The 12,149-nt window shown below is 54.8% G+C and carries 10 protein-coding genes; 2 read left to right on the top strand and 8 right to left on the bottom strand.

From position 1 onward, the window contains the following. Positions 1-3 precede the first annotated feature (3 nt). The 8 genes from hyaD to puuD all read right to left on the bottom strand — a co-directional run bounded on the left by hyaD (position 4) and on the right by puuD (position 8,719). The gene (gene hyaD / locus GUC46_RS18360; protein ID WP_160180576.1) at positions 4-585 is read right to left on the bottom strand and encodes a hydrogenase 1 maturation protease; all 582 of its coding nucleotides are present in this window, start codon (positions 583-585) and stop codon (positions 4-6) included. Next, entirely contained in the window at positions 582-1,316 is a 735-nt protein-coding gene (gene hyaC, locus GUC46_RS18355; protein ID WP_032948616.1) for a Ni/Fe-hydrogenase b-type cytochrome subunit, read from the bottom strand. Before hyaC ends, hyaD begins: the two co-directional genes overlap by 4 nt. A gap of 18 nt (positions 1,317-1,334) precedes the next feature. Beyond that, positions 1,335-3,128, bottom strand: coding sequence for a Ni/Fe-hydrogenase large subunit (hyaB, locus tag GUC46_RS18350; RefSeq protein WP_008321012.1), 1,794 nt, complete (start codon positions 3,126-3,128; stop codon positions 1,335-1,337). After that, positions 3,125-4,252 carry a hydrogenase 1 small subunit gene (gene hyaA / locus GUC46_RS18345; RefSeq protein ID WP_016149649.1) on the bottom strand — a complete coding sequence of 376 codons (1,128 nt, stop codon included), beginning with the start codon at positions 4,250-4,252 and terminating at the stop codon, positions 3,125-3,127. Before hyaA ends, hyaB begins: the two co-directional genes overlap by 4 nt. A 210-nt stretch (positions 4,253-4,462) precedes the next feature. Beyond that, positions 4,463-5,743, bottom strand: coding sequence for an FAD-binding oxidoreductase (locus GUC46_RS18340; protein WP_160180575.1), 1,281 nt, complete (start codon positions 5,741-5,743; stop codon positions 4,463-4,465). Between the two features lie 2 nt (positions 5,744-5,745). Continuing rightward, positions 5,746-7,233 (bottom strand): aldehyde dehydrogenase PuuC, encoded by a 1,488-nt coding sequence (gene puuC / locus GUC46_RS18335; protein WP_003838712.1) that lies wholly within the window; start codon positions 7,231-7,233, stop codon positions 5,746-5,748. A 138-nt stretch (positions 7,234-7,371) separates the two neighbouring features. After that, positions 7,372-7,929 carry an HTH-type transcriptional regulator PuuR gene (gene puuR / locus GUC46_RS18330; protein WP_003830877.1) on the bottom strand — a complete coding sequence of 186 codons (558 nt, stop codon included), beginning with the start codon at positions 7,927-7,929 and terminating at the stop codon, positions 7,372-7,374. A 25-nt stretch (positions 7,930-7,954) separates the two neighbouring features. Then, positions 7,955-8,719 (bottom strand): gamma-glutamyl-gamma-aminobutyrate hydrolase, encoded by a 765-nt coding sequence (gene puuD, locus GUC46_RS18325; RefSeq protein ID WP_043015313.1) that lies wholly within the window; start codon positions 8,717-8,719, stop codon positions 7,955-7,957. Positions 8,720-8,931: 212 nt separating this feature from the next. Between puuD and GUC46_RS18320 the strand changes: the two genes are divergently transcribed. Together GUC46_RS18320 and GUC46_RS18315 are read left to right on the top strand one after the other, a co-directional pair. Further along, complete coding sequence (locus GUC46_RS18320) at positions 8,932-10,350, top strand: glutamine synthetase family protein (RefSeq protein WP_003847712.1); 1,419 nt, start codon at positions 8,932-8,934, stop codon at positions 10,348-10,350. Positions 10,351-10,693: 343 nt separating this feature from the next. After that, on the top strand, positions 10,694-12,082 hold the full coding sequence (locus GUC46_RS18315) for an APC family permease (protein ID WP_003838705.1): 1,389 nt from the start codon (positions 10,694-10,696) through the stop codon (positions 12,080-12,082). Positions 12,083-12,149: the final 67 nt, after the last annotated feature.

The raw sequence follows: 12,149 nt of genomic DNA, 5'->3' as shown, positions 1-12,149 counted from the left end.
TGCTTATCTCTCCAGCGTTACGCGATACTGGCGAATATGCACGCCTTCATAGTTTTCCATCGACAGGCATTCATAGTTCAGGCAACGCGTTTCATCGTTGGTCTGTGGCACAATCCCCCACGCAGCCAGTTGCGTAAGTGCAGCCTGCTCCGCCGCCGGAAGCTGAGCACGCGCGATGTCGGTCAGGCTGCCGCCATAGTCGTCCAGCTGTACCGGTTGAAGTCCTACAAGGGCGATGTGCGGGGGCAGATGGCCGCGAATGTCCGCCAGCGCCAGCACTTCGGAGAAACTGTTCTGATGCAGACTCATTTTTTTGGCGCTGAGGTAACTGGGGACTTTTTCACCGGCGTAGGTTTGCAGGGTGCCCGGCGCGAGACCGTAGTCGATGGCGTCCAGCAGCAGCAGATGACTGGCCTGCTCAACGTAGCCCAGCAGATTCAGCCCCTGCGTGCCGCCGTCGACGATCTCAACGTATTCCGGCCAGTGATAATTGGCGTACAGGCGTTCGGCGACGCGAATACCAAAGCCTTCGTCTGCCCACAGCAGGTTGCCTAAACCCATCACGATGACGTGTGGTTCGCTCATGACGCCTCCTTGTCGTGCTGACCTTTGGGAAATTTGTGGCTGCGGTAGCCATTGACCATGGTGGAGATGACGGTATCGTCAGACATGATGTCCTCACGAATCGCCATATACACATGGCCTACGATGAAGGCGGCGATGAACCACATCCCCAACCGATGCCAGCTGTGGATATCGAGAGAGTTCCCACCGGTCCAGTAGAAAAACTCCGTCACATAGCGGAAAGGGGTAAAAATGGCGTACTGGCTATGTTCGCTGTATAAGGCAAAACCGGTGAGGATCATAAAAACGGAGAGCAGGAAATAACCGCACATCGCCGCCTGCGCGATGGGGTTATGACCGATATCATCTCCCGGTTTTTTTTCCAGAAACAGATACCAGCGCACGACCGAAAACGCGCCTCGCCACCAGCTGCGCCGCCAGACCGGCACGATAAAAAGTTCTCGTGAATAGCGGTTACCGACGAAGGCCCAGTAAATGCGCATCAGCAGGATCACCGTGAACACCATGGCGGCGGAGAAATGCACCAACCGGATGTCGCCCATATAGAACAGATAAGTGGCCTCACCGCTGACCGACGGCAGCGGTCGGCCAATGAAGTATCCGGTCACCATCAACACCAACATGCAGCCGACCGTCAGCCAGTGCCACAAGCGCACAGGCGCTTCAAACACATAGTGGCTGATAGCGGTATCACGCGCCTCCCCGACGCGTGGGGATGTTTTTCCAGTCATCGTTCCGTTCCTTAACGCTTAGCGAACCTGGACGGCGATAAGTTCGCTGCCGTCGTCGCCGAGTACGTGGGTTGAACATGCCAGGCAGGGATCGAAGCTGTGCAAGGTGCGCAGGATCTCCAGCGGTTGATCCGGTATCGCCATTTGGGTGCCCATCAGCGCCGCCTCGTAAGCGCCAATTTGTCCCTTCGGATCGCGCGGGCTGGCATTCCAGGTGGTCGGCACCACACACTGATAGAGATCGATTTTCCCGTCGCGAATCGATGCCCAGTGACCTAAAGCGCCGCGCGGTGCTTCGGTAAAACCGATCCCGCGGCACTGCTGCGGCCAGCTTTCTGGCTCCCATTTTTCTGTGTTTGCGGTCGCCAGATTGCCGTTTTTCAGGTTGGTCATTAGCTTGTCGAAGAAATATTGCAGTTTGCTCACGGCCCACTGGGCTTCGTGCGCGCGGCACAGAATACGCCCCAGCGTCGACTGCATACCCGAAAGCGGCAGCTTGAGGGCAGACATCATGCGATCGACGGATTCAATCGTGGCGGCATCCCCTTTGTGATAGGCAATCAGCGTGCGCGCCAGTGGTCCAACTTCCATGGCGTGTCCGCGCCAACGCGGGGCTTTAATCCACGAATAGCGTTCCTGTTCGTTGAGCTGTTTGATATCAATATCGCTGCCTTTGACATCGCCCGGGTTATACCAGGGTTCAGTAATCCCTTCGAACGGGTGACGACCTAATTGATCGTCCGGATAACGGTACCAGGCATGATCGACAAACTCCTGAATTTGTTGCTGATCGGCTAGATCCACTGGCAGCACGTTTTTAAAATCACCGTTAATCACCGCACCGCCTGGCATCAACAGGCTCTTCGCGCTGAAGTCATTGGCGATATCCGGGAACGCGCCGTAGCTCAGGACGCACTTATCAGAAAGCCCGGTACCAATCTGGCTCCAGGACTTATTGAACTGGCCGATAGCCAGCGCGTCAGGCACCATGACGTTGTTGATGAAATCAGCGGTGCGGGTGATGATCGACTGCACCAGGTTCAGGCGTTCCATATCGACTGCGCCAACCGCGCCGCGCTGATCGATATTAATCGCGCACGGCATACCGCCGACAATCCAGTTAGGATGCGGGTTCTTACCGCCAAACACCGTATGGATTTTGATGATCTCGCGCTGAAAATCGAGTGCTTCCAGATAATGGGCAAAGCCCATCAGGTTAGCCTCAGGCGACAGTTTGTACTGCGGGTGACCCCAATAACCGTTGCGGAAAATCCCCAGTTGACCGCCGTCGACAAATTTCTTCAGGCGATTTTGGACGTCAAAAAAGTAGCCAGGGGAGGACTTCGGCCAGGCAGAAAGGCTTTGCGCCAGCTGTGATGTGGCGCGCGGATCTGCTTTCAGGGCATTCAGCACGTCAATCCAATCCATTCCGGCTAACTGGTAAAAGTGCACCAGATGGTCGTGGCACCACAGTGTCGCCAGCATAATATTGCGAATGATGTTGGCGTTGTCGGGCACCTTGATGCCAATGGCATCTTCAATGGCATACACCGATGCCAGGGCATGTACGCCGGTGCATACTCCGCAAATCCGTTCGACAAAGGCCCAGGCATCGCGCGGGTCGCGACCTTGTAGGATGATCTCCAGCCCGCGGAACATGGTGCCGCAGGAAACCGCGTTGGTGATGATGTTCTGCTCATCAATGTTCACTTCACAACGCATATGGCCTTCAATGCGGGTTATGGGGTCCACAACCAGGCGGCGACCCGCATTGTTTAACGTATATCCCTGGGTTTGATACGAGTTGCTCATGCCTGGTTATCCTCTTTGTCCGGCTGCGGTTGTTCGGCTTCTGTTAACTGCTGTTTGTGGCGGTTATGTTGATTGACGGCGCTGGCGACTGCGTGGACGCCGACACCAGCCGCCACTACGCCGAGCGCGGTGAGGCCCACGGTGTCAGCGGTAGAATGCGTTCCCATCTGTGGAATATCGACCACACGGCTGTAGAACGAACCGCGATCCCAGAAGCCGTTCTCCGAACATCCCAGACAACCGTGGCCGGACTGGATGGGGAAGGAAACGCCACCATTCCAGCGGGTGGTGGAACAGGCGTTATAGGTGGTTGGCCCCTTGCAGCCCATTTTGTACAGGCAATAGCCTTTGCGGGCAGCGTCATCGTCCCAACTTTCAACGAACTCCCCGGCGTCAAAGTGGGCGCGGCGGTAGCATTTGTCATGAATACGCTGACCATAAAACATCAGCGGACGCCCCAGACGATCGAGTTCCGGCAGCCTGTCAAAAGTCACCATGTAGGTAATGATGGCGCTCATGACGTCTGGAATCGGCGGGCAACCGGGCACTTTCACGATCGGCTTATCGGTAATCACTTTATCGATCGGTGTTGCCTGAGTTGGGTTAGGCCGGGCAGCCTGCACGCAGCCCCAGGAGGCGCAGGTGCCCCAGGCGATAATCGCGCTGGCACCGGCGGCGGCTCTTTTAAGCTTTTCAATAAACGGTCGCCCGCCGCTAATGCAGAACATCCCTTGTTCTCCCAGCGGAGGATTACCTTCGACGGCCAGAATGTATCGGCCGTGGTAGCGGCTTAGAATGTCTTCAAAGACCTCTTCGGCCTGTGTTCCGGCGGCGGCCATCAGTGTGTCGTCGTAATCAAGGGAAATCAGAGAGAGGATGACGTCTTTGGCGAGTGGGTGAGAGGAGCGGATAAATGATTCGGTACAGCAGGTGCATTCCAGACCGTGGATCCAGACGACCGGGATCCGGGGTTTGTTTTCCAGCGCCCAGGCGATTCTGGGCGTCATTCCGGCTCCCAACCCTAGCGATGTTGCCGCGAGGCTACAATATTTAAGAAAACTGCGCCTGCTCACGCCCTTACGGCGCATCGCCTGATAAAAGGTCTCCTCGTTATTCGTATTCATAACACGCGTTTCTTCCCCCGTTGAGTTCTGGCGCACGCCGCCAGCGATAATCTAAAAAAGCCTATCCGATTAGCGGGGAGAAACAATGCAAAGTGTGTGGTTATGTCCTATTGCGATATTTTCGTGCCTGTTATCTGTTTTTCGCTTATTCGGCAATAAAAAAACGCACAGGGGGGACCGCCCTGTGCGTCGGGTTTATCGCGGAAGAACTTAAACCCCAAGGCGATCGCGTAAGCTGTAATAGGCCGCGCCCATGGCGGTAAACGGAATGCGCAGGCTGCGGCCTCCCGGGAACGGGTAATGCGGCAGTTTGGCGAACGCGTCAAAACGCTCGGCATCCCCGCGCAGCAGTTCCGAAATCAGCCGTCCTGCCAGGTGGGTACAAGTCACGCCGTGGCCGCTGTAGCCCTGCATATAGTAAATGTTGGTATCAAGACGGCCGAACTGCGGCATGCGCGACAGCGTTAACAGGAAATTACCGGTCCAGCGGTAATCAATTTTTATCCCCTGCAATTGCGGGAAGGTCTTCAGCAGTTTCGGCATCACCAGACGCTCAATATCGTCCGGATCGCGAGCGCCGTAGACTACACCGCCGCCGTACAGCAGGCGGTTATCGCCGGTCAGACGGTAGTAATCCAGCAGGTAGTTACAATCTTCAACGCAGTAGTTTTTCGGGATCAGCGAGCGCGCCATCTCCGCCGACAGCGGTTCGGTGGTTAACACCTGCGTGCCACACGGCATGCTGCTTTTTGCCAGCGCAGGTTCCAGTTTGTCGCCGAGGTAGGCGTTGCCCGCGACAATCACAAAACGTGCCGTAACCTGACCTTTTTCGGTGCTGACCACTGCCGGGCTGGTGTGCTGAATACGGGTGACTGGCGACTGTTCGAACACGCGCCCGCCGTTCAGACGAATGGCGTTAGCCTCGCCAATCGCCAGGTTTAGCGGATGAATATGACCACCGCTGTGGTCGAGTAGCGCGCCGACATAACGATCGCTGCTGACTTCGCGGCGAATTTCGCTGCTATCCAACAGTTCAAGCTGCGTATTGCCGTAGCGTTCCCAGTTCGATTTCTGCTCCTCCAGCGTTTCCATCTGTTTGTGGTTCAGGGCCACAAACAGCCCGCCAGGACGATAGTCGCAGTCGATCTGATAACGTTTGATACGTTCGCGAATGATATTGCCGCCTTCAAACATCATACTGCCAAGCATTTTAGCGGCGTCCGGGCCGTAGGTGCGTTCAATGACGTCGATATCGCGACTGTAGGAGTTCACCAACTGGCCACCGTTGCGCCCGCTGGCTCCGAAGCCAATTCGTGCGGATTCCAGTAGCACCACGTCGTAACCCATCTCTGATAAATGCAGGGCGGAGGAGAGTCCGGTATAACCACCGCCCACGACGCAAACATCACAGCTTACCGATTCGCTAAGGGTCGGGAACGGTTCGTATTGATTGGCGCTTGCGGCGTAATAACTGCTGGTATGTTCAGTCATGATTAAGACTCCAGGGAGATCCAGATGGTTTTTAATTCGCTAAATTTTTCCAGCGCATGCAGGGATTTATCGCGTCCATTACCGCTTTGTTTATAGCCGCCGAATGGCACGGTCATATCACCGTCGTTGTAGTTATTCACGAAGACCGAACCGGCCTTCAGGCGGCGACTCATGCGGTGCGCGCGCGACAAATCGCGGGTCCAGACCGCGGCGCCCAGACCGTAGTCGCTGTCGTTGGCCAGCGCCAGAGCTTCGGCTTCACTGCTAAAACGAGTGATGACCAGTACCGGACCGAAGATCTCATCGCGGCTGACGTGGGCTTGCGGCGCGGTGTCGACAAAAATAGTCGGGCCGATGGCCGCCGGGTGTACGTGGCTGCGGCCATCCAGCGCCAGCGTGCCTTGCGCTTCACCGTCGCGAATAAAACTGTGAACGGTGTCGGCATGCGTGTTGTCGATAAGCGTGCCCATCGTGGTTTCCGGATCCAGCGGGTTGCCCGGCTGCCAGTTTTTCGCCTGCTCTTTTAAAAGCGCGATAAACTCGTCGGCAATACTTTCTTCCAGCAGCAGACGTGTACCGGCGATACAAACCTGGCCCTGGTTATAGAAAATACCTGCCGCTGCATTAGCGGCGGCTTTCGGCAGATCCGGGCAGTCGGCAAATACGATGTTGGCACTTTTACCGCCGGCCTCCAGCCAGACGCGTTTCATGTTGCTGTCGCCAGCATCTTTGAGCAGTTGCTTGCCGGTGCGGGTCGAGCCGGTAAAGGTGATCACATCAACATCCGGATGCAGCGACAGTGCCTGGCCCGCTTCGTGACCGTACCCGCTCACAACGCTGAGCACGCCATCGGGCAAACCTGCTTTTTTAGCCAGTGCGGCCAGGCGAATCGCGGTCAGCGGTGATTTTTCGGAAGGCTTGAGGATCACGCTGTTACCCGCAGCCAGAGCCGGGCCGAGCTTCCAGCATGCCAGCAGCAGGGGAAAATTCCATGGCACGATGGCCGCAATCACGCCCACCGGTTCGCGGACAATCAGCGCTAAATCGTTCACCGAGGTAGTGGCAACTTCACCATAGACTTTATCTATCGCCTCGGCGTACCAACGGATGGCGCGTGCCGCGCCGGGAATATCATCACGCAGGCTATGGCGAATCGGTTTACCGGTGTCGAGCGTTTCCAGTAGCGCCAGTTCCTCGTGATGCTGCTCCATTAAATCGGCGAGTTTGTGCAGCACCGCTTTGCGCTCTGCGGGTGATGCCTGCGACCAGTCCCCGCGTTCAAACACGGTGCGGGCTGCGGTGACCGCGCGGTCAACATCCGCTTTTTTGCCGCGGGCGACTTTGGCGAGCGGGCGTTGTCCTGCCGGATCCTGGGTAATAAAGGTTTCGTTATCGGCGGCGGCACAATATTCGCCGTTAATAAATAAACGGGTTTCCGGTGAATAATGGCTGGCTTTCTCACGCCAATATTTAAGATTCTGAAAGTTCATAGCTACTCCTTTTATATCAATAAGATAAAGTTCGTTGCTGATCTTTTTCAGGCAAAATCAGGCTGCACGATACCCCAGGGATGTACCCTGTTAATGCGCGTTATTTAAGAAGGCCTGAGAAACTCAGGCCGTTACTGATTAGAACGTGGTGGGAGTGTGGGCACTGATGATGCGGCAGATCCCCGCCGAGGTGTTGCTGAAGCTGTGTGGTATGCCGGTGTTAATGGCATAGCTTTGCCCTGCAACAAGAGGATACGTTTGACCGTTGATGGTCAGTATCACTTCACCTTCCAGTATTGTGCCAATCTCTTCACCCTGATGTTTAATTCTCTCCCCGGTTGTCGTGCCTGGCTGATAGGTTTCAAACATCATTGCCAGCGTACGATTCGGATTTCCGTTGTGTACCAGCTTCATGGATACTCCCTGACTCCCGATCTCAATCAAATCATCCTGATTGATAACCACCTGCGGTTCGTCAGGCTTTTCCGGTTCCGCGAAGAACTCGGAGAGCGACAGCCCATATACTTTCAATAGCTTTTGCAGCGTACTGATGGCAGGACTGACTTTATCCTGCTCTATGGTGCTGATGGCGCTATGCGTTAACCCAGACAGTTCGGCGGCACGACGCTGCGAAAGACCCAATTGCTGGCGGATCTCTGACAAACGTTTACCCGGCGCCAGGCCGTCATCGCTCATAATTGCATTTCCTTAACTGTAGTGGTCAGAGTCGCTGTTTTTCAGCGAGGTGGTTCTGACAAGCGGTGATAAAACCTTCAAGTAACAAACGCGACAGGGCGTATTCGCTACTGTTCCATTCCGGGTGCCACTGCACGCCGAGCGCGAAAGGATGGTCATGGACGCTGGCAGCTTCCACTAATCCATCCTGCGAGCGTGCTTCCACGCGCAGCTGCGGGCCAAGGGTTTTTGCTCCCTGACCATGCAAGGAGTTAACCCAAAACGTGCTGCAACCTGGTATTAACTGAGATAGCAATCCTCCCTGTTGAACCTGGACTTCATGAGATGGTGCATATTGCTGCTCCACCGGGAGTTCCGCATCTTCACGATGTTCCAGGAACTGTGAGTGATCGCACAGGCGACGATACAGAGTCCCGCCAGTGGCGACAACTAATTCCTGTAAGCCCCGGCAGATGGCGAAAATGGGAATGCGCCTTTCGAGCCCGGCGGTAATTAGCGCCATGCTCAGAAGATCACGCCCGGGATCGGCGTCAGACTCATCGCCATTTTCACCATAGAGGTGCGGCTGCACATTGCTTGGGCTTCCTGGCAGGAAGATACCATCCAGTTTCGGTAACAGCGCGTTCAGCAATTCGGGTTCCGCGAGCGCATGGGGCAGCGCTATCGGTAATCCACCGGCATTTAATACCGCATTCAGGTACTTTTCTTGCAGAGTCTGGGTCTGGTGACCCTTAAGCCTGTTCCTACACATCACTACACCAATAACTGGCTTGTCAAATATATTGCCCATGATCGACCTCACGTTTTGGAATAAATTATTGCCAAACGGTTCCTTGTTGTGCAATTCCGTTCATTATTTTCTCAATCTAGCAGCGGAATAACCTTCTAGCAAACTTAATTTAACATTTGAAAAACATTTTGTTTGCATCCAGAGTCGAATGGTGGACATTATATTTAACATTCAAATCACAGAGCAGCTTACCAGGCCAACGGCGGTGAATCATGGAAACCAATATCGTAGAAGTTGAGAATTTTGTTCAGCATTCTGAAGAGAGACGAAGTAGCGCGTTTGCGCGCGAAGTTAAGCAGTATCTGGAACGCTATCCTAATACGCAGTATGTGGATGTGCTGTTAACCGACCTTAATGGTTGTTTTCGCGGTAAGCGCCTTCCGGTTGCTGGATTGCATAAATTAGAGAAAGGCTGCTATTTCCCGGCATCTGTTTTCGCGATGGATATTCTTGGCAATGTGGTCGAAGAGGCGGGATTAGGCCAGGAGCTTGGCGAACCGGATCGGACTTGTGTACCGGTGGCAGGCACGTTAACCCCTTCGGCCGCCGATCCTGAATTTATTGCACAGATGATGCTGACGATGCTGGATGAAGATGGCGCTCCCTTTGACGTTGAGCCGCGGAACGTACTGAACCGACTCTGGCAGAAACTTCGCCAGCGCGGTCTGTTCCCCGTCGTAGCGGTAGAGCTGGAGTTCTATTTACTCGATCGTAAGCGCGATCCCGAAGGTTATCTGCAGCCGCCGTGCGCGCCGGGTACGGACGATCGCAATACCCAAAGTCAGGTTTACTCGGTTGATAACCTGAACCATTTTGCTGATGTGTTAAACGATATCGATGAACTGGCCCGTTTACAGCTGATCCCGGCTGACGGCGCAGTGGCTGAAGCCTCCCCTGGGCAGTTTGAAATCAACCTCTACCATACCGATAACGTGCTCGACGCCTGCGACGACGCGCTGGCGTTGAAACGTCTGGTACGGCTGGTGGCGGAGAAACATAAGATGCATGCCACGTTTATGGCAAAGCCTTATGAGGAACACGCAGGGAGCGGGATGCATATCCACATCAGCATTATGAATAATAAAGGTGAGAACGTGCTGGCCGATGCGAATGGCGATGATTCCATGTTACTTAAGCGTGCGCTTGCCGGGATGATTGATCTGATGCCCGCATCAATGGCGCTGCTGGCGCCGAATGTGAACTCTTATCGCCGCTTCCAGCCGGGTATGTATGTGCCGACTCAGGCTTCCTGGGGGCATAACAACCGTACGGTGGCGCTGCGTATTCCCTGCGGCGATCGTGATAACCATCGGGTTGAATATCGCGTGGCGGGGGCGGATGCCAACCCATATCTGGTGATGTCGACCATCCTGGCGGGGATCCTTCACGGTCTGGATAACGAGCTACCGTTGCAGGAAGAGGTGGAAGGCAACGGACTGGAGCAGGAAGGGCTACCGTTTCCTATCCGCCAGAGCGATGCGCTGTGGGAGTTTATGCAAAACGACAGTCTGCGTGAATTATTGGGTGAGCGTTTTAGCCACGTGTATCACGCCTGTAAAAACGATGAATTAATCCAGTTTGAACGTCTTATCACCGACACTGAAATTGAGTGGATGTTGAAAAACGCCTGACAGTCGTACAGGTCATTTAAAAAGAAGTCGCATCATGCGGGCTGAGCGGAGCCAGCCCGTCAAAATTGCAGGAATACCTGCCATTTCCCGGATGTCGCGTAATGGAGCGCGGGCGACAACGGGTCTTCAGATAACCGACAGAGTTTGTGACGAGGAAATGTGATGATGCCAATGTTTAAAAACCAGCCCCGCGTGAGCATCCATGGCTCCCGCAGTAAGTACGGACCGCATCTGTGCCGTGCAACATTGACGCCTTTCTTATGGCTTTCTACCCCGATACGACCCAGGTCTGCTGTTCCCACATTTCGAACGCAGATCTGGGCTCGTCGCGGGGAGGAAAGCTATGTCGACTAATTCTTCTGTGGATCTTGCAGCCCAGCCGGGCAAAGCACAGCTGCGTAAATCTCTCAAGCTGTGGCAGGTAGTGGTGATGGGGCTGGCCTATCTCACGCCGATGACGGTGTTTGACACCTTTGGCATTGTTTCGGGTATCAGCAATGGCCATGTTCCGGCCTCCTATCTGCTGGCCCTGGCGGGCGTACTGTTTACCGCCATCAGTTACGGAAAACTGGTGCGCCAGTTTCCGCAGGCCGGTTCGGCCTATACCTATGCGCAAAAAGCGATTAATCCGCATGTGGGGTTTATGGTCGGCTGGTCGTCACTGCTTGACTACCTTTTCCTGCCGATGATTAACGTACTATTGGCGAAAATTTACCTTTCCGCGTTATTCCCGGGGGTTGCGCCATGGATTTGGGTGGTGCTGTTTGTGGCGATCCTTACCGCGGCCAATTTGAAAAGCGTTAACCTGGTGGCGAACTTCAATGCCCTGTTTGTCCTGGTGCAGGTGGCGATCATCGTGGTGTTTATTTTCCTCGTGGTGCAGGGGCTGCACAAAGGCGAAGGGGTCGGGACCGTCTGGTCGTTGCAACCGTTTATTAGTCAGAATGCGCATTTGATTCCGATTATCACCGGGGCGACCATTGTCTGCTTCTCGTTTCTCGGCTTTGATGCGGTAACGACTCTCTCTGAAGAGACGCCAGATGCTGCGCGCACCATTCCAAAAGCCATTTTTCTTACCGCGCTGTACGGTGGACTGATCTTCATTGCCGCCTCGTTCTTTATGCAACTGTTCTTCCCGGACATTAGCCGATTCAAAGACCCGGATGCGGCGCTGCCGGAGATTGCGCTGTACGTCGGCGGCAAGTTGTTCCAGTCTATTTTTCTGTGCACCACCTTTGTGAATACGCTGGCGTCAGGTCTGGCGTCGCATGCCAGCGTTTCTCGCCTGCTGTATGTGATGGGCCGCGATAACGTCTTCCCGGAGAAGTACTTTGGTTATGTCCATCCCAAATGGCGTACTCCCGCGTTGAACGTCATCATGGTCGGGATTGTGGCGCTGTCGGCCCTGTTTTTTGATCTGGTGACCGCTACGGCGCTGATTAACTTTGGCGCGCTGGTGGCCTTTACCTTCGTTAATCTGTCCGTGTTTAACCACTTCTGGCGTCGTGAAGGACGTAAGCATACCTGGCAGGAAAAGTTGCACTATCTGGTATTGCCAATGGTCGGTGCCGCCACGGTAGCCGTACTATGGGTGAATCTGGAAGTGACATCGCTGACGCTGGGACTGGTATGGGCCGGCGTCGGGCTGGTGTATCTCGCGTACCTGACCGGACGCTTTCGTAAACCGCCGCCGCAGTTTGACGCCGCGAAATCTGAGCGCGCATGGGAGTGATGGAAACGGAATCGGCAGAGATCTGGTAATGACGATTAATATTTAGCAGTGGCCAGATTTACACCAT

This window comes from Citrobacter sp. LUTT5, from assembly GCF_009905315.1.
GTDB classification, from domain to species: Bacteria; Pseudomonadota; Gammaproteobacteria; order Enterobacterales; family Enterobacteriaceae; genus Citrobacter; species Citrobacter freundii.
Note: the sequence above shows the minus strand (reverse complement) of the source record. Positions and strands in the feature narration are given on the sequence as shown.